This is a genomic window from Desulfoluna spongiiphila, from assembly GCF_900101345.1.
GTDB lineage: Bacteria > Desulfobacterota > Desulfobacteria > Desulfobacterales > Desulfolunaceae > Desulfoluna > Desulfoluna spongiiphila.
Genome location: NZ_FMUX01000003.1, coordinates 308842 through 335037, shown reverse-complemented (window position 1 = coordinate 335037; position 26196 = coordinate 308842). Strand labels below are relative to the sequence as shown.

17 protein-coding genes are annotated in these 26196 nt (G+C 59.5%); 10 read left to right on the top strand and 7 right to left on the bottom strand.

The genetic code is table 11. The features are described 5' to 3' along the window. The first annotated feature begins 166 nt into the window (after positions 1 to 166). Positions 167 to 3109 carry a PAS domain S-box protein gene (locus BLQ12_RS06640; protein WP_092209511.1) on the top strand — a complete coding sequence of 981 codons (2943 nt, stop codon included), beginning with the start codon at positions 167 to 169 and terminating at the stop codon, positions 3107 to 3109. Between the two features lie 359 nt (positions 3110 to 3468). Here BLQ12_RS06640 and BLQ12_RS06635 read toward each other — a convergent pair whose 3' ends face one another. The 4 genes from BLQ12_RS06635 to BLQ12_RS06620 all read right to left on the bottom strand — a co-directional run bounded on the left by BLQ12_RS06635 (position 3469) and on the right by BLQ12_RS06620 (position 8005). Continuing rightward, positions 3469 to 4074, bottom strand: a complete 606-nt coding sequence (locus BLQ12_RS06635) for a CDP-alcohol phosphatidyltransferase family protein (RefSeq protein WP_092209509.1) — start codon at positions 4072 to 4074, stop codon at positions 3469 to 3471. A 278-nt stretch (positions 4075 to 4352) separates the two neighbouring features. Then, positions 4353 to 4997 (bottom strand): ATP-binding cassette domain-containing protein, encoded by a 645-nt coding sequence (locus BLQ12_RS06630; protein ID WP_092209507.1) that lies wholly within the window; start codon positions 4995 to 4997, stop codon positions 4353 to 4355. After that, a complete protein-coding gene (locus BLQ12_RS06625; protein WP_092209506.1) occupies positions 4994 to 6646 on the bottom strand; it encodes an ABC transporter permease in 1653 nt (550 codons plus the stop codon). Before BLQ12_RS06625 ends, BLQ12_RS06630 begins: the two co-directional genes overlap by 4 nt. 303 nt (positions 6647 to 6949) lie before the next feature. Beyond that, positions 6950 to 8005 carry an ABC transporter substrate-binding protein gene (locus BLQ12_RS06620; RefSeq protein ID WP_217640250.1) on the bottom strand — a complete coding sequence of 352 codons (1056 nt, stop codon included), beginning with the start codon at positions 8003 to 8005 and terminating at the stop codon, positions 6950 to 6952. A 49-nt stretch (positions 8006 to 8054) separates the two neighbouring features. On the opposite strand from BLQ12_RS06620, the gene BLQ12_RS27335 reads away from it, so the two are divergent. Beyond that, the gene (locus BLQ12_RS27335) at positions 8055 to 8276 is read left to right on the top strand and encodes a hypothetical protein (protein ID WP_175469518.1); all 222 of its coding nucleotides are present in this window, start codon (positions 8055 to 8057) and stop codon (positions 8274 to 8276) included. Positions 8277 to 8364: 88 nt separating this feature from the next. On the opposite strand, the gene BLQ12_RS27330 is transcribed toward BLQ12_RS27335, so the two are convergent. Then, complete coding sequence (locus BLQ12_RS27330) at positions 8365 to 9147, bottom strand: DUF2284 domain-containing protein (protein WP_175469551.1); 783 nt, start codon at positions 9145 to 9147, stop codon at positions 8365 to 8367. Positions 9148 to 10104: 957 nt separating this feature from the next. Here BLQ12_RS27330 and BLQ12_RS06610 point away from each other — a divergent pair. From BLQ12_RS06610 to BLQ12_RS06575, 8 genes are all read left to right on the top strand, one after another. After that, positions 10105 to 10905 carry a dihydropteroate synthase gene (locus tag BLQ12_RS06610; RefSeq protein WP_092209502.1) on the top strand — a complete coding sequence of 267 codons (801 nt, stop codon included), beginning with the start codon at positions 10105 to 10107 and terminating at the stop codon, positions 10903 to 10905. Positions 10906 to 11157: 252 nt separating this feature from the next. Continuing rightward, on the top strand, positions 11158 to 13725 hold the full coding sequence (locus BLQ12_RS06605) for an ATP-binding protein (RefSeq protein WP_175469550.1): 2568 nt from the start codon (positions 11158 to 11160) through the stop codon (positions 13723 to 13725). 48 nt (positions 13726 to 13773) lie between these two features. Then, a complete protein-coding gene (locus tag BLQ12_RS06600) occupies positions 13774 to 15165 on the top strand; it encodes a sigma-54-dependent transcriptional regulator (RefSeq protein ID WP_226860046.1) in 1392 nt (463 codons plus the stop codon). A 1582-nt stretch (positions 15166 to 16747) separates the two neighbouring features. Next, positions 16748 to 18322: a BCCT family transporter gene (locus tag BLQ12_RS06595; protein ID WP_175469549.1), complete on the top strand. Its 1575-nt coding sequence runs from the start codon at positions 16748 to 16750 to the stop codon at positions 18320 to 18322. Between the two features lie 165 nt (positions 18323 to 18487). Then, positions 18488 to 19915, top strand: coding sequence for a trimethylamine methyltransferase family protein (locus BLQ12_RS06590; RefSeq protein ID WP_092209496.1), 1428 nt, complete (start codon positions 18488 to 18490; stop codon positions 19913 to 19915). A 278-nt stretch (positions 19916 to 20193) separates the two neighbouring features. Continuing rightward, positions 20194 to 20826: a corrinoid protein gene (locus BLQ12_RS06585; protein WP_092209494.1), complete on the top strand. Its 633-nt coding sequence runs from the start codon at positions 20194 to 20196 to the stop codon at positions 20824 to 20826. 406 nt (positions 20827 to 21232) lie between these two features. Next, complete coding sequence (locus BLQ12_RS06580) at positions 21233 to 22813, top strand: sensor domain-containing diguanylate cyclase (RefSeq protein ID WP_175469548.1); 1581 nt, start codon at positions 21233 to 21235, stop codon at positions 22811 to 22813. Positions 22814 to 22865: 52 nt separating this feature from the next. Next, positions 22866 to 23363: a MarR family winged helix-turn-helix transcriptional regulator gene (locus tag BLQ12_RS06575; RefSeq protein ID WP_092209490.1), complete on the top strand. Its 498-nt coding sequence runs from the start codon at positions 22866 to 22868 to the stop codon at positions 23361 to 23363. Positions 23364 to 23462: 99 nt separating this feature from the next. Here the strand turns inward: BLQ12_RS06575 and BLQ12_RS06570 are convergent, their stop codons facing one another. Together BLQ12_RS06570 and BLQ12_RS06565 are read right to left on the bottom strand one after the other, a co-directional pair. Next, positions 23463 to 23702 (bottom strand): hypothetical protein, encoded by a 240-nt coding sequence (locus BLQ12_RS06570; RefSeq protein ID WP_092209488.1) that lies wholly within the window; start codon positions 23700 to 23702, stop codon positions 23463 to 23465. 92 nt (positions 23703 to 23794) lie between these two features. Beyond that, positions 23795 to 25537: a YeiH family protein gene (locus BLQ12_RS06565; protein WP_092209486.1), complete on the bottom strand. Its 1743-nt coding sequence runs from the start codon at positions 25535 to 25537 to the stop codon at positions 23795 to 23797. Between the last annotated feature and the right edge of the window lie 659 nt (positions 25538 to 26196).

The window sequence follows — 26196 nt, the reverse complement described above, 5'->3', positions numbered from 1 at the left end:
TCGGTTTCCGGACTGTGTTTCGCCTTTTTTCCCTTCCTTTTGCGGAGATATCACCGGATCCCCATTTCCTACCTTCGAAATTTTCGTGTTTTCGTCTGATGTGGTCAGTTGTATCCATCGCCCCGCCGCCCTGTGCGAGGCCATGCTCTTTTAAGGATTGCTATCGATGCAAAATAAACACAAGTCTGCGGGAATCCGCGATGTTTTTACCTGTTCCAGCACCCATGTGATGCAGGAGATCGACGCCATCGAACAGGTGATCGCGGCCCAGGGAGGAGACCGCAGTGCCGTGGTTGCTTTGCGCGGGGCCTGCGGGCGCCTGGGGCATGTCCATTGCGTGATGCAGGCCGTCCGGCGGTCCCTGAATGGGGCCTCGGGGGGAACGAATTCCGAGGCACTGATTCGGAATGTCTGCCGGTCCCTGGTGGATGCGGGGGGCTATGCAACGGTCTGGATCGTCCTGTTCGGGCCGGACGGAAGGAACCGCATCTGGGCCCAGGCCGGCATGGGGGAGAGGGCTGCGGCCCTGGGCCGGAAGCTTGAAGCCGGATGGCTTCCCCGGTGCGGCGGAGACCTCCTTTCCCCGGAGGCCGGGTGTTGCCTGTCCGAGGCCGGTGGAATCTGTGCGGACTGCTCCTTTGACAGCGCGTGCCGGGAACAGGGGGGGATCGTGACCCGCCTGGCCCGGGGCGGGCAGCTTCTGGGGATGATGAGCGTGACCCTGCCCGGGCACGTGGCCGTCGTGGACGAGGAGGTGTCCCTTGTGCAGGAGGTCGAAGGGGAGATCTCCCGGGCCCTGGAGGAGATCAACCGGGACCTGCAGCGGGCCGCCACAGAAGCGGGGCTGGGGGAGTCGCGCCGCGTCATGGATACTCTGCTTAAAAACCTGCCCGGCATGGCCTATCGGTGCAAGTACGATGCGCACTGGACCATGGTGCTGGTGAGCAAGGGCGCCCGCGAACTGACGGGGTACCACCCGGATGAGATGGTCGGGAACCGGACGGTGGCCTACAATGACCTCGTTCACCCGGATGATCGGTCCGTGGTGAGCCAAACCGTTGCCTCCAGCGTTTCGGGCAGCGGTTCCTTTGAGATGGAGTACCGCCTCCGGGCCCGGGACGGCACCGAGAAGTGGGTCTGGGAGAGGGGAAGCGTTATTCGCATCGGCGGTGTGGTGGTGGCCCTGGAGGGGTTTGTCACCGACATCACCCAGCAGAAAAGAGCCCTTGAGAGCCTTCGCTGGAGCAACCACAGGTACCGGATCCTGGTGGAGGACATGCCGGCCATGGTGTGCCGGTTTCTACCCGACGGGCGGCTGACGGATGTCAATGAGAGCTACTGCCGTATGTTCGGCATGGCACGGGATGAATTGCTTGGGCACAATTTCTTTGCCTTTCTTCCCCGCAAGGAACGGGGGGCCGTGAAGGATCATTTTCTTTCCCTGACCCCTGAAAACCCCATGGATACCTACGAGCATGAGGTGGTTACCCCGGATGGCCGCAGGGGCTGGCAGGAGTGGACGGACCGCGCTATTTTCTCCGATGAGGGGGAACTCCGCGAGTTTCAGTCCATCGGTCGGGACATCACGGAGAGACGGCGTGCCGAAGAGGCTGTACGGGCAAGTGAGAAACGGTATCGGGCGTATATCGACAATTCGCCGGTGGGTATCTTTATCTTCAACGAAGATGGATACTATGTGGAAGCCAACCAGGCGGCCTGCAGGATGGTGGGGTACAGCCGTGATGAGCTGAGGGCCCTGAACGTGCATGCCATCGCCGGAGCCGATTCGCCGGGCAAAGAAGCCCCGAATTTCGAGCGACTCAAGCGGGAGGGTCATATCCGTTCCGAGACACCCCTGCGCCATAAAAACGGGGGGACCATCCACGGCATCATCGAGGCCGTGGCCTTAGGTGACGGCATGTACATGGCCTATCTCATCGACCAGACCGAGCAGAGAAAGCTCCACTCCCAGTTGCAGCAGGTCCAGAAGATCGAATCCGTGGGGCGTCTCGCAGCCGGTGTGGCCCATGATTTCAACAACATGCTCTCCCCCATCCTGGGCTACGCGGAGCTGCTTCTGGACGAACTCCCCACCGGGGAGGAGTGTTACGGGTACTCCCTTGAGATCAAGAACGCGGCCGAGCGCTCCCGAAACCTGGTCCGGCAGCTCCTGGCCTTCAGCCGGAAGCAGGTCCTGAGGCTGGACCCCTTGGACTTGCGGGAGATTGTGTCCGGGATGCAGCCCCTTTTGAGGCGGACCCTTCGCGAAGACATCTCCCTGACCATTTCCCTTGCAGAGACCTTATGCCCGGTGCGTGCCGACGTGGGGCAGGTGGAGCAGATCTTGATGAACCTGACCGTCAATGCCCAGGACGCCATGCCGGACGGGGGGAAGCTTTCCATTGGCGTGCGCATGGCCGTCCAGGAGGCCAGCGCCCCGCGGTTCCACCTGGAGCTGTCCCCGGGAAAGTACGTGCTGATGGAGGTCAGGGACACGGGCCTCGGCATGGATGCGGCCACGGCGGAACATGCCTTTGAGCCCTTTTTTTCCACCAAGGGCAAGGGCGGCACGGGCCTTGGGCTCTCCACGGTGTATGGCATCGTCACCCAGCATGGCGGCACCGTGCTCATGGATACCCGGCAGGGAAAGGGCACGGTTTTTTCTCTCTACTTTCCCCGGGAAGAGGAGGCCGTGGCCGTGGTGCCCGAGCCGAAGGAGGAGAAGGCGGTGGCATCCGGCGATGAAACGGTGCTGGTGGCCGAGGACAACGAGGTGGTGCGGAACATGACGGTGAGTGTGCTGACGCGTCTGGGGTACCGCGTCTACGATGCCGAAAGCGGGGAAGAGGCCCTTGCCGTCCTGGAGGGCCACAAGGGGGAGGTGGACCTGCTCTTAACCGATGTGGTCATGCCGGGCATGAACGGTCGGGAGCTCTACACCCGGGTGTCGGAGCGGTACTCAGGGATCCGGGTCCTGTATATGTCCGGATACTCCGACGACGTCATCGCCCACCATGGTGTCCTGGAAGAGGGGATCCACTTTATTCAGAAGCCTTTTACCATCGAAGGGCTCACCTCCAAGGTGCGGGAAGTGCTGGACATGCCGTGAGTCATGGGCACGTCGCCCAAGGGCCATGACCGAACATGAAATCTGCTGTGATTGAGCAAGGTATTTTTCGCTATAGTCTTAGCCGTTGAAGGCAACCCGGTTAAAGATGCCTTCGGCGACCCTGCCGGGGGCCAAACTTTTAAAAAGTTTAACAAACAGGTCTTAATGGCTCTTTTTGAATAAAGTTTTTAAAGGCGGATGTGATTTGACCCGAGGAACGAGGGGCAAAACGCATTCGCAACCTGCTTTCGAGGTGGCACACCTCGCCGCCGGAGGGATCGCTTTTGTTTTTTCCTGAGCCCTCTTGACCCTGAGATTCATCAGACTTTAACCATAGAAGGCATTTTTTTGTACCGCCTCTAAACCAGGGCTCGGTAAGCCCGCCGGATGCGGGTCACGGTGGTGATGCCGCAGGCCGCTGCAAACATAAGGGCCAGGGCCGGAAAGGCCTCCGGAAAGAGACAGATGGCCACGTAAAATAAAATGGTTTCCGTCCCTTCGGTGAGCCCTTCCAGGTAGTGGATGGACTTGGCGGCGGGGACCTCGGGGGATCGTCCCTGCTTTTCCACCATGGCGGCAAAGCCCAGGAAGCTGGAGCCTGTCCCCACAAAAGAGAAGATGAGTACGGCCGCGGCCAGGGCGTTTCGACCAGGATCTGCCAGGGCAAACCCCACCACCACGGCTGAGTAGAAGATAAAATCCAGGACAATGTCGAGGAACCCTCCGGCATCTGAGGGTCCGGCATCCCTTGCCAGGATTCCGTCGATGCCGTCTGCGATGCGGTTTGCAAGGATGAGCAAAAGGGCGATGCCGTACCATTTCATGGCAAGGGCCGGCACAGCCAGGAGTCCGATACCAAACCCCGCCACCGTTACCCTGTCCGCATGTACCCCCCGGGCCTTCAAGGGGGCCGCCAACCCCTCCAGGGGCCTTTTCACCCATCCTGCACTCCATCGATCCAGCATGTTATCTCCTTCTTTTGTAACTATTCAGCTCTTAACAAACTGCCTTCTATGGTTAAAGTTCCGATGAACCACAGGGTCAAGAGGGCTCAGGGAAAAGCAATGCCTCCGGCGACGAGGTGTGCCACCTCGAAAGCAGGTTGCGAATGCGCTTTCCCCTTCGTTCCTCAGGGAAAATCACATTCGCTATTGATTCAGGTTAAACCGAATCTGTTTTTGAGACCTGTTTATTAAACTTTTTAAACGTTTAGCCTCCGGCAGGGCCGCCGGAGGCTTTTTTTTTAACGATTTTCCTGCCTTTCCAGTCGGATCAGGCGGCCGCCTGTCGGGATATCGTCTTCGTCGTGGGTGACGAGCAGGGCCGGGATTCCCATGGACGTGATCTGGTCGAAGACAAAGGCCCGGAAGTTTTTTCTCAAGGGTTTGTCCAGCTTGGAAAAGGGTTCGTCCAGCAGCACGGCGTCGGGACGGCTCACCAGGGTCCGCATGAGGCTGATGCGCGCCTTCTGTCCGCCGGAGAGGGCTGCGGGGTGTCTGTGGGTCAGGTCGTCAAGGCCCAGATCGGTGAGGACCTGAAGGGCTTTGGCCCTCCTTGGGCCGGCCTTGCCTCCGGGCAGGGCGAACAGCAGGTTTTCCAGGACGGTCATGTGGGGAAAGAGGAGGTCGTCTTGAAAGAGGATGCCGATGCCCCGTTTTTCAACGGGAAGGCCGTTGAGGGAGCGCCCACCCAGGGTGAGGGTCCCCGAAGCCTTGAAGGCCGGGGGAAGGTCTCCGGAGATCCAGTTGAGGATGGTGGATTTTCCGCTGCCCGAGGGGCCCATGAGGGTGACCACTTCCCGGGGGGGCACGGTAAAGCTCAGGTCCCTGCAGAGGGGATGGGCGCCGTTGTCGATGGTGAGGCCGGAGACGGCCAGTGTCTGGGTCATGGGGTCCCTCGCTTGAGTCGTGGAACAATGAGGGCCGTGGCGTAGGCCAGGGCCGGCAGGGTGAGTTGGATCAGGGCGTAGACGGCGGCAAGGCGCCTGTCCACCCCGCTTCCGATGGCAACGGCCTCGGTGGTGATGGTGGGGATGCGTCCGCCCCCGAGCATCCGGGTGGGGAGGAACTGGGCGATGGAGACGGAAAAGCCCACGGCCCAGGAGAAGAGGACGGGCCGCAGGAGCATGGGGAGCTTGATCCTGAGAAAGCAGGCCAGGGGCGACCGGCCCATGGAGAGCCCTGCCGTGATGTAGCGCTGGTCAAAGGCCAGGTAGTTCCCGTTGAGGCAGAGCCAGGTGTAGGGAAAGACGAAGAGAAGGTGCCCCCACATCACCAGGGCGAGGGTGCCGGACAGGCCCGCCCTAAGGGCCGCCACCTGGATCCCGAAGACCATGGGGAGCTGGGGCAGAAGGATGGGCAGGGCAATGAGCGTCAGGGGCAGGGCTTTTTGGGTGCGGTTCTGGTGTTCCAGGCTGCCGATGACAAGGCAGACCGCCACAAAGCTCACCAGGGCGGCCATGGCCAGGGAGAAGCCCATGGGCCGCAGGGCAAAGGGGAGTTCCGATGTCCAGTTTGAAAGGGCCATGCGGGCTGGAAAGGCTGCGGGGAACCGCCACCGTACCGCAATACTCCACAAGAGAAGGCCGGCAAAGACCAGAAGGGTCACCCCAAACCCCGTCGGAACGGAAACCCGGGCGAGCCCGGAAAAAAAATGGCTCGGGCGGCCGCGTCGCCCGTTGGTCTGGTGGCTTTTCATCAGGGGCGAGAAGAGGCGCTCACCGGCTGTCCAGAGTCCCATGAGCCCTAGGGTCAGGCCGAGCAGGAGCAGGGCCCCTGCCGCTGCCCGGGGCATGAGGGCGAGTTCCGGCTCCTGAAACCAGTGGAACACCTGAACCGCCAGGGTGGGGGGCCTGTTGGGTCCCAGGAGCAGGGCCATGTCCACCACCGAGAGGCTGTAGGCCATGGCTGCGAAAAAGGGGAGGCGGATCAGGGGGTAAAGCTGGGGGATGAGGAGCTTTTCCCATACCCGGTGGGGCGGGTACCCGAAGCTGCGCCCAAGCCGGAGCTGACGGTCCACATCGATCTGGGACAGGGCCGCCATGCACATGAGGATGAGAAAGGGGGTCTCCTTGAAGGCCAGGGCCAGGGTGAGGGTGAGGCCAAAGGGGTCCTGGACGATCTGCCAGTCCGGGGGACGGCTCCAGCCCGTAAGAATCGGTGAGACGAGGCGCACCAGCCAGCCGCTGGGTGAGATGAGAAAGGCAAACCCGATGGCAAAGGCCACATGGGGCAGGGCCAGGACCGGGGGCAACACCCGCCGGATCCATGCCCACCACCGGCTGCCCCGGGTGAAGGTGACCACGAGCAGGGAAAGGGCCAGGGAGAGGACCGGTGCCCCCGCTCCGGTCAGCAAGGTGAGAAGCACACTTTTCCCAAGGCCCGGCTCGGCAAGCAGCAGGCGAAAAGGCCCTGAAACCGGATGCAGCGATCCTGTGGCCGGGCCCGCCCCCAGGGCAGGCAGCAGCACCCCGGCCACCCCGAAGATCAGGGGCGCCAGGCAGAAGATCGAAACAAGGGCTGGGAAAATACGCAGCATGATCGCGGTCCGTTTTAAAAAATGCAACAGGTCAGAGGATAGCCTCCGGCGGCCCTGCCGGGGGCTAAACTTTTAAAAAGTTTAACAAACAGGTCCTGAAAAAAAACTTTTTGCATGAATTTCGCTTTAAAAGCGAATGTGATTTTCCCTGAGGAACGAAGGGGAAAGCGCATTCGCAATTTGCTTTCAAGGAGGCACACCTTGCCGCCGGAGGCTTTCTTTGCTTTTTTCTGAGCCCTCGGTGACTCTGGGGTTCACCGGACTTTATCCATAGAAGGCATACTTTTCCTGCCCATGGCATGATCAATGCCCGTAGCGCTTTTTCCATTCCTTCTCAATGGCCGTCATCCAGGACGGGTGGGGTTCGGCAATGCTTTTGTGGAGGCCGGGGGCGGTTTTGAAGAGGGCCTGTTCCGCGGGTGTCAGTTTGGTCAGGGAAAGGACGGTGGGGTCGCCCCAGATGTCGGTATCGGCTTTTCTTGCCTGGGCTTCCGGGGAGAGGAGGAAGTTGGTCACCACCTTGGCCGCGGCTTTGGCGTTGCTGTTGTAGGGGATGGCCAGAAAGTGGCTGTTGGTGAGGGCCCCGATGTCAAAGACCAGGGCGCGGGCTCCCGTGGGGAGAAGGCCTTGCCTGGCTTTGGCCGGGGCGTCCTGGGGGTTGAAGCTGATGGCCAGGTCGATCTCCCCGTCGTCTAAGAGCTGGACCATCTGTGAGCTGCCCGTGGGGAAGGCCCCTGCCCTGCGCCAGGCAACGGGGTGAAGGGCATCGAGCCATTGCCACAGGGGGGCGGTGATGCGGGGCACGTCGGCCTCGGAGGCGGGTTTGTACAGGGGGGCCCGGTGGTCGGCCAGTTCGAGGAGGACCTGCTTGAGAAAGGAGGATCCGTGGAACTGGGGCGGCATGGGGTAGGCGATGCGTCCCGGGTGGGCCTTGGCGTAGGCAAGGAGGGCCGCTGCACTTGTCGGGGGGGCAGGGGTGCGGTCCTTGTCATAGATGAAGTTGAGTTGCCCCACTCCCCAGGGGGCTTCCATGCCCTCCACGGGAACGGTGAAGTCGCTGTCCACCTGAAGTGTGTCCCTGTCGATGAGGGCGTCGTTGGGCAGGGTTGAGGTAAAGGGGCCGTACAGGAGGCCCGCCTCTTTCATGGCCTTGAAGTTTTCGCCGTTTATCCAAAGCATGTCAACGGAACCGCCCTGATGTTTTTCCGCTATTTTCTCTGCCAGGATGCGGCTCACCACATCGGAGATATCGGTCACTTTCACATGGACAAGGCGAATGCCGTAGCGTTTTCTTACCTCGGCTCCGGCCCACCGGATATAGGTGTTGATCTCCTGGCTTCCCCCCCCAGGCGTTGAAATAAACGGTTTGTCCCCTGGCTTCGGTGAGGGTCTCCTGCCAGGGGTCGGCGTGGGCGGACGAGATAAGAAGGAAGAGGGCCAGGCAGAAAACGATGCGTTTGATCATGGGGGTTGTCCTTTTGGAGAGGGCGGTCTTTTCGTCATTATTCAGCGCAAAATAGACGTCGGCGGCCCTGCGGGCGGCATGCTTCAGGGTTTTACGGGGACCATCGGTTTCGTCAATGCTGTACTGCGATATACATCAATGCGTTTGATAATGCTATCATTTTGACGGTGCCTGGGGAAGGCGTCGGGGGGATATCAGGGCTGAGTCCTTTCTGGCGGAGGGCTCAGCCCTGATATGGCGAAAGGGCGGGGTGTCAGGCTGCGTCTCCCTGGAAGAAGACCGCTCCCATGGCGCAGACGAAGTGGGCGGTGTGGCTTTCGTTGCTCCACTCCAGGTCGATGCCGAAGCATCGCCGGGCCAGGTCCATGAGGTTGACCCCCAGGGATTCCAGGCTGAAGATTCGCTGGTCAGGCTTGGCGCATTCCGTTATCCCTTCTTCGGCGACACAGCGGTCGCATGCCATGCAGGGGCCTGCACCGGCAATGGTGTATCCCTCATCCCGCGAGGCTGAAAGCTCTTCCACCAGAAAGCCACGGACTTTTTTAAAGCAGAGCCGGTAGCGGTCCTGTAAAAGCTCCCCGGAAAAATATTCCAGGGGCAGGCGAAGGCAGATGATCCGGGCTGTTTTCTTGCCTGCCGTGTACTGGAGAAATGCCGGGCTGAAGGGGGGGCAGGCAAGGTTGGTGCCGTATTGGCGGCATGCTTCGCAGGCCGTTTTGTACTTGCTGTGGTGGTCGATGGCGGATAAGGGGACCACCGCCTCAAACCGTTCGTAGTATAAGATTTCGCCCGATGTATCCACCGCTTCGCAGACGGCCATGGAGGCGTCGTCTCCGGCGCTGGTGAGAAGCTCTCGGTGGGAAATCTTGACGGAATATGCCAGGGCTTCCTGCCTGGCCACATGTTTGGTGCAGGCGGCGCACCGCCCTTTTTTTTCATCTCTCCAGATTTCGAGCTCCTGTCCGCAGTGGGGGCAGGGAAACAGTTCGGGAGCAGACATCAGGGTCTGATCCGCTCCAGGGCACTTGTGCAACATGACTGGCCCTCCTTTGGTGCGTGGCACCATGGGGTGTTGCGGTGGCGGATGCGAACAGGCATGCCACCACCCTTCGTGTTTACGCCGACATGATCCCTCGTGTCGGGGTGCTCGGGAAAAAATAAAATGAGATATTTCGCAATTGCAATATGTGTTGTCTGGGATAAGTAATGCAGGCGAACTGCTGGGGAGATCGTATAATTCTATATACCTGAAATTGTGATTGATTGAAAGTGTAAAGTGAGATTGCCTCAGGGCGAAATTCGGTGACGTGTATGCGCTTTTTAGGCGAATTAAAGGAAGGGTGGCTTCAAGCCTATAAATAGTCACCAGGCCTTTTACGCCACCCCCCATGCCCCCCAGGGCTGCGCGGCAACGGCGTTGGGAAGGGCATGTGGGGATTCTTCCACTTCTTCGCAAATTTCCCAGGTCCCGTTGCCGCCCTTCGACGAACGGAGAAGGCCTGCGCCGATTGGCCGGGGACATGGGGCCCTGCGCCCCTTGGGCTGTGGGCGGAGCCGTGGCTTTTGCCTTCGTTGTTGGTATGCCTTGTGCAGAAAGAGGAAGTGACTCACCGGCCGGTCTGACCGGAGGGTGAGGGCACGCATGGGTGACGGTGAACGATGAAAGGCGGTGGCCCCGGCAGATAACGACGCAGCTCCATCCCCCCGGAAGAGACGGCTTCTCCCTGTTGGTAACGGCGCATGTGCCACTGCCATCCCCATTTGCCGCAGGTGCCTTCAGGCATTTCCCCTATATTTCCAACCACTGCCTGAAGCGCCCCCATGCAGCCCCTTTTTCCTTCCGGATGTTCTGCCCTGCCGTTTTTCCTTGATTTCGGGGGCTGACGTCGCCTTTCAGGCCATGTCACACCCCTTCGACCCAACCGGTAACCGAAGAACGAAAACCGTGTGTCCCTTTGCGAGGGAGCCTCGGTACAATGGGAGCGACGAGCCTATGTTTACTGTCATCGGAGAGCGGATCAACACCACCCTGAAAAAAGTGAAGGCGGCTGTGGCCGATCGGGATGCCGATTACATTGCAGACGATGTGAAGCAGCAGGAGGCCGCCGGGGCCACCTACATCGATGTCAATGCCGGGGCCCGTATCGGGTGCGAAGAAGAGGACATGCGCTGGCTCTTAGGGGTGGTTCAGGGGGCAACATCGCTTCCTCTGTGCCTTGACAGCCCTGACCCTGCCATTCTGGAGATGGCCTACGGCCTTGTGGACAAAAAGCCGATGATCAACTCCATCAGCCTGGAGACGGATCGGTTTGACCCGATGATGGATTTTTTCAAGGGCAAGGCGTGCCGGGTGGTGGCTCTGTGCATGGATGACTCCGGTATGCCGAAATCCGTTGCGGAGGTCTTTGATCGGGCCAGGCGCCTGGTGGAGGCCCTTTCGTCCATCGGGGTGGAGCGGGAAGACATCTTTATCGATCCCCTGATCCAGCCCCTGAGTGTGGACACGGGCAACGGCGTGATGGCCATGGAGGCCGTGGAGCGCATCATGATGGAGCTTCCCGGGGTGCATACCACCGGAGGGCTTTCCAACATCTCCTTTGGCCTTCCCCAGAGGCGCATGGTCAACCGTAACTTTCTGGCCATGATGATGGCCCGGGGGTTTGATTCGGCCATCATGGACCCGCTGGACAGCGAGCTGATGGCCGTTTTGACCACGGGCGTTGCCTTAAAAGGCGGGGACAAGTTCTGCATGAACTACCTCAAAGGGGTTCGGGCAGGCAGGATCAAGGCCTGATGATTTCGGGGCGCTGACGCAGCGCCCCACACGATAAGCCGGTTGCACGCGGCTCCCTGCCCGTGCGTTTGTATTTCCCGTGGTGGTGCGGAAAAGGGCGCCGCGTTGCAACGGCTTTATCGTGATTTCGCCGGGATGAAAGGGGCAGGCAGCTGCCGGAAGGTTGGTCTTTCCTCCGGGTTTGTGATACCCCTGACAACAGGTGGAGGCTCAACGGAGGCATCCCTTTTTTGTGGGGCCGGGGTGCCGCGAATGAACGTAAAAAAAGAGGGGGGCATGGTGCGACGGCCTGACGTGAGGTTTTTTTTGGTGGCTCTTCTGCTGCTTGTTGCTTTCTCGGCCACGGCATGGGCCGTCACCCCTGCCGTGGATCCGCTGACCCCGGAAGAGCGCCAATGGCTCACCGCCCATGACGGCAAGATCCGTCTCGCCCCCTCCCCCAACTGGGAACCCCTTGAATTTTTCAACGAACACGGCCGTTACAGCGGCCTGATTGCCGATTACATGCACCTTGTGGAAGAGCGCCTTGGCTTTCGGTTCAAGGTGATCCGAATCGACACCTGGGAGAATGTGCTGACCCTGGCACGGACCCGGCAGGTGGATATCATCAGCGCCGCCCATCACACCCGCGAACGGGGGGAGTTCCTGGACTGGTCCCCGACTTTTTTGAGCCTCTCCAACACCATCATCGTCAACAAAAGCGTGCAGGGCGTGCTGACCCTGGGGCGGATGCAGAACATGACCATCGGGGTGCCCGCCGGGTATGCCGTGTATCATTACATCAAAGGCACCTACCCGGATCTCAACCTGATCCCCGTCTCCAGCGGTCGTGAGGGCATGCGCATGGTCTCCTTCGGGGAGATTGACGCCATGATCATGGAGGTGCCCAACGCCCTGTTTGTCATCGAGAGCCAGCAGATCACCAACCTGAGGCTGGCCGGCACCATCGATTTCAAGGTGGCACTGGGCGCGGCCACCCGCAACGACTGGCCCCTGCTGGGGAGCATCATGGCAAAGGGGCTGGCCCTTATCACCGAAGAGGAGCGGGCGGACATTTACAACAAGTGGGTGCGCCTGGAGCAGATCCCCTTTTACCGAAACCCCACCTTCTGGACGGTGGTGAGCTCCATGCTTATCGTGGTGGTGGTGGTCATGGCCGCCGTCATTGCCATCAACCGCACCCTCAAGGTGCAGGTGGCTCAGCGCACCGAAGAGTTGCGTGTCAACGAAAAGAGGCTGGAGGCCCTGCTGCGCCTGAACCAGATGACCGACGCCTCCATGGACGAGATCATGGCCTTTGCCGTGAAGGAGGCGGTGAAGCTGACCCGGAGCCGCTTCGGCTACCTGGCCTTTGCCGACAGCACCGGCTGGCTGTTTACCCTGGATTCCCGATATCCCGCAGCGGGCAAGGGCTGGACAGCCACCTGCACGCCGGAGGGTTTCCCCGAAGACTACAAAGGGTTCTGGGGCGAGGCCCTGTCCAGGCAGGCCCCGGTGACCACCAACGATTACCCGGCAAGCAATCCCGGGATGCAGGGGCTTCCCAAAGGGGTGGGCCCCATTTTCCGGTACATGAACATTCCGGTGCTCAAGCGCGGAGAGGTGGTGGTGGTGGCAGGGGTGGGCAACAAGCCTGTGCCCTACGACGATGCCGACCAGCGTCAGGTGACCCTGCTCATGGCGGGGATGTGGCGCATGGTGCAGAGGCGCCGGTCCGAAGAGGCCCTCAAGCAGAGCGAAAAGCGTTTCCGGGATCTGGTGGAGAGCTCCCTGACGGGCATCACCATCGTGCAGTCCGGCCAGGTGGTGTACAGCAACCCGGAGCAGGAACGGATCATGGGGACCCTGGCCCCCTTTGGGACCCTTGATGAGGAGGCCATCCACCCGGATGATGTGGAGGCGGTGACGCGTTTTACGCAGGCCGTTATCAACGGTGAGCCCGGGCTCCATGAGGCGGAGTTTCGCTTTACCTCCATGGAAGGCGGCATGGACCACGGGCGGCAGACCTGGGTGACCTGCCGGGCCAACCCCATTGACTTTCAGGGGGAGTCCGCTGTGTTGATCAACACCATGGACATCACCCGGGCCAAGGAGCTCGAACACCTGCTGGTCGTCCAGGACAAGATGGCTTCCCTGGGCCACGTTTCGGCGGGCATCGCCCATGAGATCCGCAACCCTTTGTCGGGCATCAATATCTATGTGAGCACCCTGGAAAAGAGGGTGGCCTCCTGCAGCGCCATGGACGAGATGGAGCCGGTGTTTCGGCAGATCCGCTCCGCATCGGGGAAAATTGAGTCGGTGATCCGCAGGGTGATGAACTTTTCCAAGCCGTGTGAGCCCAAGATCGTGCCGACCCAGATCAACAAGCCGGTGCGGGAGGCCCTGGCCCTGTCCATGATGACGCTCACCAAGAGCAATATCCATGTGGAGCAGCGGCTGGATGAGGACCTTCCCAGGTGTTATGCCGAACCCCAGCTCATTGAAGAGGTGGTGCTCAACCTGATGACCAATGCGGCCAGCGCCCTGAAGGCCTGGCCTTGGGAGAAGCGAATTCGGATCTCCACCTTCCGGGACGCAGGCGAGATTATCCTTCAGGTGGAAGATTCCGGCCCCGGGGTGCCCCGGGAGGTTCGGGACCGGGTGTTCGAACCCTTTTTTACCACCAAGAACAACAGCACGGGCATCGGCCTGAGCCTTTGCCACCGCATCGTTACCGACCACGGTGGAAGCATCCGGGTGGAAGAGGGCGAGGGCGGCGGGGCCCGGTTTGTGGTGGCCCTTCCCCTGGGATCAGGCCATGGCGAGCCCGGGAATGAATGATACGAACCGGTGAGTGCACCGATTAAATACAAGGGACGATTCAGCGCGATGATGACGATCGATTACAAAGTATTTATTGTAGATGATGAGGAGACGATCCGGGAGGGCATTACCCTGGCCCTGTCCGATCGGTACACCCTGACGGGGTTTTCCGACGCGGAGTCTGCCATTGCCGGGGTGACAGAAGAGGTGCCCGATCTGATCCTTATGGATATCGGGCTTCCGGGTATGAACGGGGTCGAGGCCCTGGGCCGCATCAAGGAGATCCACCCGGATGTCCTGGTGATCATGATCACGGCCTACGAAGACATCAACTCCGTTATCACCTGCATGAAAAAAGGTGCCTACGACTACATCATCAAGCCCATTCACATGGAGGGGCTTGAGAACACCATTGAAAACGCCCTGGAGACCATTCGCCTGAGAAAAGAGGTGAGGGCCCTTCAGGAGCGGCAGCTTACCGAGAACATGCCCTGCTTCATCGGGGAGAGCAACGCCATCCACGACATCATGGCCTTCATCGCCATGGTGGCCAAGAGCCCGGACACCCCGGTGCTGATCCTGGGCGAAACCGGCACGGGCAAGGAGCTCATCGCCAGCACCATTCACTACCGCAGCCCCAATTTCAAGGGGCCCTTTGTGACGGTGAACTGCGCGGCCATCCACAAGGAGCTCATTGAAAGCGAGCTCTTCGGATACGAGAAGGGAGCCTTCAGCGGGGCAAGTACCACGGGCAAGACCGGCCTCATCGAGGCAGCCGAAGGCGGGACCCTCTTCCTCGACGAGGTGGGGGACATGGGGCTCGATACCCAGGCCAAGCTGCTTCGGTTCCTGGAAGAGGGCGAGTTCTATAAGGTGGGCAGCACCGTGAAACGCAAGGTAAAGACCCGCATCGTTTCAGCCACCAACCGGGACCTGGACAAGATGATCACCGAAGAGACCTTCCGAAAGGATCTCTACTTCCGCCTGGGGGTCATCAAGATCAACGTGCCTTCCTTGAACGAGCGGCGGGAGGACACCCAGATCCTTGCCCGGAGCTTCATGCACACCTTTGCCGAGAAGTTCGGCAAGACCGTCACCGGCATGACCGAAGAGGCGGAAGAACGGCTCCTCATCTACAGCTGGAGCGGCAACGTCCGGGAGCTCAGGAACATGATGGAGCGCGGGGTGCTCACCGCAAAAGGCGAGAAACTCACCGTGGAAGACCTGGGCCTTGAAGAGGTGCGACGCGGGGAGATCATGGAGTCCGGTCCCACGGGGTTTGCCCCCCTGCCTCCCACGGGCATCGATATTCAGGAGGTGAGAACCGCCATGGAGACCTTCTATTTCAAAGAGGCCCTGAAGATGGCCAAGGGCAACGAGTCCAAGGCGGCGCGCCTGCTCAACCTCAACCACCACACCTTCCGTTACCAGCGCAAGAAAATCCTGCCCGACGAGTAGGCAGGGGAGACACCTGAAATGGCCCGCATTGCCTTCTATGGTAAAAGCCTGCCTCCGGTGGCCAGGGGATGATCCCCTGAACCCCGGGTTGCGAATGCTCCCAGCCCTCGTTCCTCGGGCGGATCACATTCGCGGATGGGCTTCGCCCGTGGTTAACAATCAGGGCCTGTTTGAAAGACTTTTCAAAAATTTGGCCCCCTGCAGGGCTGCCGGAGGCATCTTGAACTTGGCTGCCTCCGGAGGCACGGTGGCCTCCCTGAAAAGCACATCCGCCTTTAAAACGAAATTCATTCCAACCACAGCTTGGGGGCCGGGGGGGCATCCCTTGTCCGCAGGCTGTGCCACTGTTTCCGCTTTGCTTTGGTAGTCCCTCTTTTTTATTCCTCAGTCATTCCTTTTTTATCTCACCGATGCATGGCTCCTTTCCCGTAAGTCCCATGTCTTCATAGCGAAGGGCGAGCCATCTCTGTACGCCTGGAAGGTGTGTATTCTCCTGGCATGCGTTTATCGGGTGAACCGGGTTTTGCATTCTTTCGAAAGATTTGAAGAATTGTCAGGGGGCGTTCTGAGGTTACCCTCTCGTTTGTGGGGGAGGGGGGACGGTCCGGGTGCGCCTCACCCTTTTTTCTAGCAGGGGGAAAGCCATGGTTGACAAGGTTTTCTCACTCAATTTCCCACTCAATAACTTACCTTTGTGGCTGAAGTGGCACACTCCATGCAAAAACAAGCGGGTACATGTAAGGAAGCGCGTACCACGAATCGGCATGCATGATCGGGACGCTTTTGAGTCCGAACAGAGCCGTTTGAGGCATTCGCCCACGAAGGCGGGTGAGCTCTGTACGGCCCGGTCAGCATGCCGACCGGAGAAGGGGGCAGGGGCGGTGTTTTGCCTGTTTTACTGTCTGTCCCTGTCCTCTCCGCCCGCTGTCCGGCCTGCACCCGAATGGGTAGGCGGGGTTCCGTGGCGGGCCGAGGGGTCGCAAACAACGGGAACGAATCGGGAACGTCTCATGATGAACATCCAACCACATAGCCCACAGTCCGCTTTAGCCCAATGCCTGCCCTGCGTGGAGCCGGCGGACGGGGTGGCACACGTTTATCGCGCGACGCTTCTCGAACCGAGCCCGAAGCGGCAGGAATGCCATGCAGTTTCTGCGCTGCAACCCCTTGAACGAAACGAATACCTGTGTGGCATTGTGCCACACAGGTATTTTAGTTTCAGGGGGGGCCCGGGGCGCAAATCCGGGCAGCGGAGGTGGGGGAGGCCCCACATCCCGATTCAGGTTGCATGGGGTGTTGAGCCGTTTGTTTCTATGGGCGAATCAATGCCCCTGAACGTATGCCCGCACGGGGCCGAAGGGGGAGGCGTAGCGTCTGGCACGAGCACACAGACGTTGTGGGCGAGAAGGGAGGGCGCTCGGGAAAAACAAGCCGGTCAGGTGGAAGGTTCGGTCATTTTTATGGTGACGCGGGACCACGACCGTGCCGCCGGTGTGTGACGACATGCAGCAGCCGGTACGGCTGTGTCACCGGTTTTTTTCGGGGCTCTGAGAAGTCCAACCAATCAAGGAGGATTGACACATTGAGTAACACGACGGACAAACCCGTACAGATCGAACCGGTCCTGTTTTTTTCAGCGCTGGTGGTGACTCTGATTACCTGTATTCCCATCGTCATGTTTCAGGACAAGGCGCTGGTGGTGCTGACCACCATCCGGAAGTACATCACCGGCAACCTGGGCTGGACCTTTATGCTCTTTGCGGTGGCCGCAGTGATTTTTTTTCTCTGGTTGATTTTCGGTCCCTACCGCCATGTGCGTCTGGGCGGCCAGGATGCCAAACCCGAATTCGGCAACATCAGCTGGGTGGCCATGCTCTTTTGCTGTGGCATCGGCACCGGCCTGATCTACTGGTCTTTCATTGAACCCATCTACTACATGCAGGGTCCTCCTTTCGGCCTGGAAGTGGGGTCCAAGGCGGCCAAGGAGTGGGCTGCCTGTTACGGCATTTTTCACTGGGGCTTTGTGCCCTGGGCGCTTACCGCTGTTTTCGGGGTGCCCATTGCCTACTCGTATTACCAGCGCAAGACCAAGCGCCTCAGCATCGGGGCCGCCTTTGAAGGGCACGTGAAGAGCCCCGGCTTCAAGCTGTTCGTGGACCTTCTGATCATGTTCGCCATCCTCGGCAACGTGGTGACGGTTTTAGGCCTGGGCACGCCCATGCTGTCGGCCACCATCGCAAAATTCACCGGCGTGGAGACCAGCCTCACCCTGGACATCATCGTTGTGGGGATCTGGACCATCATGTTCTGCTGCAGCTGCTACTTCGGCCTGGACAAGGGCATCAAAAGGCTCAGTAACTTCAACCTGGTCCTTGCCTTTATCCTCATGACCGCCGTGCTTCTGGTGGGGCCCACCAGCTGGATTTTAAACACCTTCGTCAACAGCCTCGGCATGATTTTCGACAACGTCATCCGCATGTCCATGTGGACCGATACCGCCGGAGAGAGCGGTTGGCCCCAGGGCTGGACCATTTTCTTCTGGGCCTGGTGGCTCGGAGCCTCACCTTTTGTAAGCGTGTTCCTTGCCAAGATTTCCAAGGGCCGCACCCTGCGTGAAATGGCCGTGGCCGTCCTCGTCTGGGGCCCCTTGGGCTGTGCCGTCTTCTTCGGTGTCTTCGGCGGGTACTCCCTGTACATCGAGCTTAACGGCGCCGAGTCCATGACTGCCATGATGGCGGCCAGTGGTCCGGCCAAGACCATTGCCTCTCTCATCGCGGCCCTTCCCCTGGGGCAGATCATGCTGCCTTTGTTCATCATGCTGATGTTCATCTTCTGCGCCACGACCCTGGACTCTGCGTCTTACGTCCTGGCCACGGTGAGCACCAAGGAACTTCCCATGGACAAGGAGCCCGCCCGCTGGAACCGGATGTTCTGGTCTGTGGTCAACGGGGTGGCGGCCATCAGCCTGATGTTTATCGGCGGGCTCAAGCCCTTGCAGGCGGTGGCGGTTCTTACCTCCTTTCCCCTGCTGTTTATCATGCTCGGTGCCGGTTACTTTTTTATCAAGGATCTTCACCGGTATGAGACCCGGTGTGTCTCGGCCCTTCAGCCCCCTCCGGAAGTCCTGGAAGAGGTGGAGGCAAAACAGGCCGCTTAACGCAGCCTCTTCCGGACGGAACGTCGGGCCTTGCACTCCCTGTGCGGGGGCGGGGTCCTTCGGCTGACCGGATGAATCCCTTTGACAACACAAGGGCGGAGGGGAGGCGCGCCCCTTCGCCTTGATACCTCGAAATACCGCGGCGTGACAGGAGACATCAAGGACATGGCATTGGCAAACCGTATCAATGTGGTGGGCGCAGATGAGCTGGCCCGCATTCACGAAGCAACCGTCCAGGTGCTTGAGACCACAGGGGTGGAGTTCAAGTCGGACGAGGCCCTGGCCCTTTTCAGACAGAACGGGGCCGAGGTGGACGGGCACCGGGTGAAGATTCCCCGTTCCCTTCTGGAGAAATCCCTGGAGAGCGCCCCGTCGTCCATTACCCTGTGGGGGCGGGACAAAGAGACCACGGTCACCCTTGGCGAAGGTCAGAGCCGGACCCACGTGGAGCCGAGCAACGGGTGCGTGTTTACCCACGATATGGAGCGTGGGCGCCGAGCCTCCACCATGTCGGACCTCATCGATTTTTTTAAGCTGGCCCATCAGAGTCCGGTGTGTACCATCTCCGGGGCGATCCCCGTGGAACCCAACGATGTGCCCCCGGAAGAGCGGCCGTTGCGGATTTTCTTTGAAACCCTCAAGCACACCACCAAGCCCCTGAAGCGTAACGTGCAGCCGGCCCGTGAAATTGAAGAGATGTTTGCGATGTATGAGCTGGCCGCGGGCAAGGGTTTCCTTGCCGATCACCCCGCTATTTACGCCAGCGTCAACCCCTTGAGCCCCCTGGCCTTTGACACCGAGCCCATTGAAACCATCATGACCTACGCCAGGCACAACCAGCCCGTGACGGTGCTCTCCTGCGCCCTGGCCGGTATCTCTGCCCCCATGAGCCTTCTGGGGGCCGCGGTGCTCCAGAACGCCGAGATCCTCTCGGGCCTGGTCCTGAGCCAGATGGTCACCCCCGGCGCGGGCGTGATCTATGCACCGGCCACGGCCGTGCCCAACATGATGACCGCCCAGTACGTGACGGGCTCGCCGGAGTCCCACCTTATCAACATCGTGAACCTGCAGATGGCCTTAGAGCTCTACCACCTGCCCACCCGCACCATGGCAGGCCTCAACGACGCCAAGGTTCCGGACGCCCAGGCGGGCTTCGAGACCATGCAGAACCTCATGCAGTGCATGCTGGGCGGGGCCCATGTCATCAACGAGTGTTTGGGCGTGCTGGATTCCATCATGACCAACTCCTTTGAAAAGTTCATCATGGACGAGGAGATGATCAGCCGGGTGCTCCGGTTCATGGAGGGCGTGAACGGTATCCACACCGACCTCTCCGCAGAGCTCATCGACACCATCGGTCCCCAGGGCTCTTTTCTCATGCATCCCACCACCATGAAGAACTGCCGGACGGCCTGGCGCCCCACGGTTTCCGACTGGAACAATCATGAAAAGTGGGAAAAGCAGGGCGAAGAGGACGCCATGGTCCGTGCCAACCGCATCTACAAGGAGCGGCTTGCCGCCTGCCCGGAGTCCACCCTGGAGCCCGAACTCGAACGCGACCTCTCGGCCTTTGTCGAAAAGCATCTTGGTTGATTTCTTTATAAGGCTACGGAAAAAAGGAGGTAACTATTCAGCGTCGAAAAAGCTGCCTCCGGCGGCAAGGTGTGCCACCTTGAAAGCAGGTCGCGGATGCGTTTTGCCCCTCGTTCCTCGGGTCAAATCACATCCGCCTTTAAAGCGGAATTCATTTAAAAAGAATTTTCTAAACCTGTTTGTTAAGCCCGTTTTTCATACGATCAGGCAAAAGTTTAGCCCCCGGCAGGGCCACCGGAGGCTACTTTGAACTGAATAGTTACAAAAGGAGAATGATTATGGCTGACCTGAAAACTATTACCGATACCCTCATTGCCGGAGATGACGAAGCCCTTGTGGGCCATGTGCGGGCCGCGCTGGACGAGGGCATACCGGCGGGAACTCTTTTGTCTGAGGCCCTCATCGCGGGCATGGACGTGGTGGGGGGCCGCATGGAGACCGGGGAGATGTTCATCCCCGAGGTCCTGATGTCTGCCATGGCCATGGGAGCCGCCGTGGAGGTGTTGAAGCCCCTGCTCTCCGAGGACGATAACGCTTCGGCCGGGAAGGTGGTCATCGGTACCGTGAAGGGTGACCTGCATGACATCGGGAAAAATCTGGTGGTGATGATGATGGAGAGCGCCGGATTCGAGGTCACCGACCTGGGCGTGGACGTAGAGGCCGACACCTTTCTGGATGTGATTCGGGAGAAAAAACCGGACATCGTGGGGATTTCGGCCCTTTTGACCACCACCATGCCCATGATGAGGTCCACGGTGGAGCAGATCAGCGAAGCCGGATTGCGCGGGGATGTGAAGATCATGGTGGGCGGGGCGCCCGTTGACCAGTCCTTCGCCGATGAGATCGGGGCCGATGCCTATGCCGCCGATGCCGGGTCCGCAAGCAAACTGGCCAAAGCCATGCTGGCCTGATTTTTCCCTTCCCCCTTCCTTTGGAGATCAAGGGGCAAAGGGTGCTGCCGACCGTCTGTTGATGTGGTGAAACAGGCGGTCACGATACGTTTCATGGCCGAATCTTCCCATTCGACCATATCCTCCTAACGGCGTATCTTTATTGGCACCCTTTGCCCCGGCTCCCGCACCCTACCAGAAATTGACCGCCATTCCGAGTCCCAAGAACCGGGTCCCTTTCATTACGTGTCACTTTCTTGAACACTTCCCCATGGAAATACCGCTGTTTTTCGTGGTAATCTGGCGTCTCGGGCCGCTTCGTTGCGGTGATGGGTCCGTGGCAGCGGATTCAAGGGTCTGGGGTTCCGGGGGGGACGCCCGATCCGAAAGGCAGGACACGCATCATGGATGGTGGGGAGGGGGTTGTATGTTGCGCGGTGAAATACCGGCCGTTGTCTATCGTAATTTTCTGTTGATTCTTTCAGGCATTGCCCTGGTGCTCATGGGAATGGTCACCGGGGTTTACCAGTGGGAAAAACGCGAACTGCTTTACCGGGTGAAGGTTGTGGAGAGGCACAACGTTGACCTGCAACGGGAGATGATCCTCCGGAACATGGAGGTGATCCGTGCCGACCTTTTGTTTCTGGCACGGCAAAATGAGCTGATTCAGCTCCTTGAAACCCACGATACCGGGTATCGGTCGATGATCACCGAAGAGTACGTGGCCTTCAGCGGCAACCGCGGCATCTACGACCAGGTTCGGTTCATTGACGCCGCCGGCATGGAGGTGTGCCGGGTCAACTACACGGAGGGTCGGCCTGTGGTGGTCCCGGATGCCGACCTGCAGTCGAAAAAGGGGCAGTCCTATGTCCGGAGTTCCCTGGCCCTCAATCGCCGGGAGGTGTTTGTCTCCCCCATGGACCTCAACATGGAAAACGGCGAGGTGGAAGAGCCCATCAAGCCCATGATCCGCTTCGGAACCCCGGTGTTTGATCTTTCCGGGGGCAAGCGGGGGGTGGTGGTCCTGAACTACCTGGGCTCGCACCTTCTGTCCGAGCTTGAGGAACTGAGCAAGCTCTCCCGGGGGAAGATCCTCCTTGTGAACAGGAACGGCTACTGGCTGAAGGGCCTTGAGCCGGATGACGAGTGGGGGTTTATGCGCGAGGGACGGGGCGACCGAACCATCGTCTCCCGTTTTCCAGACACCTGGCAAGCCTTGTCGGCGGCGGAAGAGTACCAGGGCATGACCGACCTGGGGCTTTTTACGGGGACCACCATCCGGCCGTCGGGCACGGTGAGCCCCCCTTCCGGAGTGACGGGGAGTTGCTACTGGAAACTTCTCTCCTATGTGCCTGAAACCGAGCTCCTGAAAGAGAGCCGGGGGTTTCTGGTGAAGCTCCTGGGCATGGCCGGGGTGCTTTTTCTGGCATCTGTCCTGCCGGCCTTTCTTTTGGCCCAGGCGCGGATTCGTCAGGCCATGGACCGCCGGGCCCTGATTAAGATGGCCAATTTCGATACCCTTACCGGCCTTGCCAACCGCGCCCTTTTCCTTGACCGGCTTGGGCATACCCTGAAACGGGCGCGGCGTTACCACGTCCGGTGCGCCCTGCTTTTTATCGATCTGGACGGGTTTAAATCGGTTAACGACACCCTGGGCCACGAGGCCGGGGACGAGGTGCTGGTGGAAACCGGGGCGCGTTTGCGCCAGGCCGTGCGGGAGTCGGACATGGTGGCACGTCACGGGGGAGATGAGTTCACCGTGATTCTTCCCGAAGTCCGGGAGCCTGCCGATGCCGTGGCCGTGGCCGAAAAGGTTCTGGCCGTCCTCTCACGGCCCTTCCAGGCGGCCGGCCGGGAGCGGACCATCGGCGCGAGCATCGGTATCGGGGTGTTTCCGGAGGCCGGAACCACGGTGGATGCCCTGCTCAACCAGGCGGATTCGGCCATGTACGAAGCCAAGGCGGGCGGGAAAAACAGGTGGGTTCTGTACAAGCCCCATGAGAGCTGATAGAAGGGATTTTATGTGGAATGATCACTTTTATTATGGAGAGGCATAACCGATGGTTGATGACCATGATATCTGCTATGACCTGTTGATCTCCCTGCGGCAGATCATACGGGCCACGGACCTGCACTCAAAGCAGCTTGTAAAGAAATACGGCCTGACCGGGCCCCAGCTCGTGGTGATTCAGGTAATCGCCAGGGAAGGAGAGATTTCCATCGGGAGCCTGGCCAAAAAAGTGAGTCTCAGCCAGGCCACGGTGACCAATATCGTCGAACGCCTCGAGAAGAACGGGGTACTGAAGCGTAAAAAAGGGGAGACCGATAAACGACGGGTTCTGGTGGCCGCCACCGAAAAAGCCCTCGATATTATCCGGAACAAGCCCTCTTTGCTCCATGAGCAGTTTGTGACCCGGTTCAACAAACTTGAATCCTGGGAACAGACCCTTCTGCTCTCCTCCCTCCAGCGCATCGCCTCCATGATGAACGCGGAAAACCTGGAGGTGGCGCCCATTCTTTTTTCCGGCCCCATCAACACCTCGGAAGCCAAAGAATAACCACGGTCACCCGTTGGGATTGCAAATCAGAAAACGCCCGCTTGCCAAGCGGGCGTTTTTCGTTTTGATGCATACATTTTTCGCCCGGCAGGGGCGGGGTTATTTGGGCATGTATGTCATGGTGTTCTTCATGTTGAGCTCGGCATCGGAGAATTCAGCCACCTCGGTGTAGTAGTAGGCGTTGGCGTTGATGTCCCGCTCTTCGATGAAGTCGGCCAGGGGCTTGATGGCATCCAGGCTGTCCAGCCAGGGACCGATGACGTAAATCATGAGAAGGCAACCGGCGATGCTTGCCAGAAGGCCTCCGATCCGTTTGGATAAACTGCTGTTGGGATCCATGTTTTTCTCCTCTTTTTTGTCTCTGTTGCCTCCGGCAACCTGCTTTCAATGGTGCACACCTTGCTGCCGGAGGCTGTTTTTTCTCTTCCCTTTTAGATCTTGGCGGTGATCTCCGGGAAGACCAGGAAGAACATGATGTAGGCCATGATCAGGGTCAGGGTCAGGTTGAGGGTCTGGCCGCAGACATAAAGGATCAAGGGCTTGCCCCCTTTAAAGTACCCTTTGAGCTCCCGGAAGTTGGTGGCCAGGCCGATGCTGGCAAAGGCCAGGCAGAAGAACCAGCCGCGGCCGATTTTGGAGAGGCCCCGGATGGCGCCGTGGTCGATGATGACGTAGGCCAGGTCTTTGCCGATGGAGGTGTAGATGGTGGAGAAGAGGATGGAGGCGATGATGAACCCGATGACGAACTTGGGGAATCGGTTCCAGATCTCAATGAGCCCCACCTTGCGGCCGCTGGCGGCCTCTTCTTCGGCCACGAAGTAGATGGCCACCCCAAAGGCGATGAGGCCGATGAGCACGTTCTGGATCATCTTGATGGTGGCGGCCACGTAGAGGGCCCGCTCCGAGAGGAAGGCTCCGGCTGCGGCCACGGCGCCGGTGGCGTCGATGGTGCCGCCCATCCAGGCACCGCCCAGGATGTAGTCCATGCCCGTGGCCTTGATGACGGCGGGCATGACGATCATCATGATGGAGGTGAAGACCAGGGAGAGGCCAACGGCCAGGGTGAGCTCCTCTTTCTTGGCCCGGCAGGCCGAGGCCGTGGCGATGGCCGCCGAGACCCCGCAGACACTCATGTCCGCGGAGATGGTCATGTTCATGGTCTTGGATTCGATCTTAAGAACCTTCTGGCCGAACCAGTAGGTGGAGATCAGGACGACGGGGGTCACCACCCAGGCCACAAAGATGCCGGGGATGCCGATGGAGAGGATCTTGTTGAAGAGGACCTCGGCCCCTAAGAGAACCAGGCCGGTCTTGATGTAGTACTCGGTCTGGACCGCGGGCATGACCCACTTGGGGGTGCCGATGGTGTTGCTGATGATCATCCCGAAGAGGATGGCCCAGGCCGCGTAACCGATGCCGTAGTGCTTCATGGTGGCGTTGGCCGAGGCCACGTAGGCCAGGACCGCCACGGCGAAGACAAAGCAGAAGGCCTTTGCGAATTTTGCAAAGGAGTCGCCCATGACGTAGATGCCCACGCCGAAGAAGAGGGTGAGGAAGACCATGAAGCCGATGAGGCCGGGAAGCAGGTTGTAGGGCTTGACGTTGGCTTTTTTCTTGAGGCTGCCCGTCTTGGCGTGGATGGAGCGCCAGTCGTCGATTTTTTTGCCGGCGTCTGCGTTGAGCATGGTGTCACCGAAGCTTGCCGCCGCGGCACTGGCCTGGGCCTCTTTGGCCGCTGCCAGGGCGGCGGCCTCCTTGGCCTTGCCCGCCTCGTATTTCACCATCCCCTTGGCGGAGAGGGCCTTGGCATCTTCGGCGCTCAGGTAAAAGGCGGAAATGGGGTTGCCGCTCCACTTATGGGGTTTGCTGGTGACTTTCTTAATGGCTTTTCCGATGGGGCTGGAGGTGGCCTTGAGTTTCTTTTTGGCGTCTACGGCCGTGTGCCACTCAATGGTTTTGAACGGTGCCCGTTCACTCTCCTGGGTGAGGGTGGCGTTGGCCTTGTCGATCTTGGCCTTGATGGCGTCATCCCCTTTGGGGAAGTATATGATCATCCCAACGAGAAGCAGGGCAAATCCCAGCCAGATGGCCCAGTAATCCTCTTTTTTCCACAGGTCGGACAGGCGCCCTTTGCCGCTGTCGTAGACGATATTATCGCTTGTTTCTATAGTCATTTCTCTTTTCCTCCCAAATGGTAACTAAACAGGTCCCTTGCAAAAGGTGTGTGAATGCGTGACACGGACTCCCTGATCCATGTCGGTCGCCCCGGGGTGTTTCCTGCATGGAAGACGCCCCAGGGCAAAGATCCATGCCCGGTATAAGAGCAAGGGGGATGCCAGGGTGGTGGGTGGAATGCATAAGCTATTGGAATGAAAACGATAAAAAATAATGATGGGTGTGGCGGAGGGGCAGGGGGTGCCCCCTTCGGGGGGCGCAAGACCAATGAATGGATATCATCATCTTTTTTGATGAAAACCGGCGGCAGGGGAGGCTGCCCGGGGATTGTGCCGGGGAAAGGGATGGGGTGCCGCCCGGAGGGGGCACCTGCCGTCCTGGGGGGGCAGGGAATAGGTAATGGGTCATAGGTAATAGGGGGTAGGGCGGGTGTTGCTTAATTCTTGATGTGAAAGGAGGGCTTAGTTTTATGCTCTTGGTTCTTTGTACGTGGTTAAAGGTGGCGTTTGCTTTGAGTGTGTTTAGTCGGATGGTCGGAACATCTGTTTTTGTGGCGGGGTATGACATAGGAACAAGAAGAGACGCGGTGATCTTATTTTCTTTCACAAGATGACGAAGATATCATACTTTGCCATAGTGAACTCCTATCTGTTTTTGG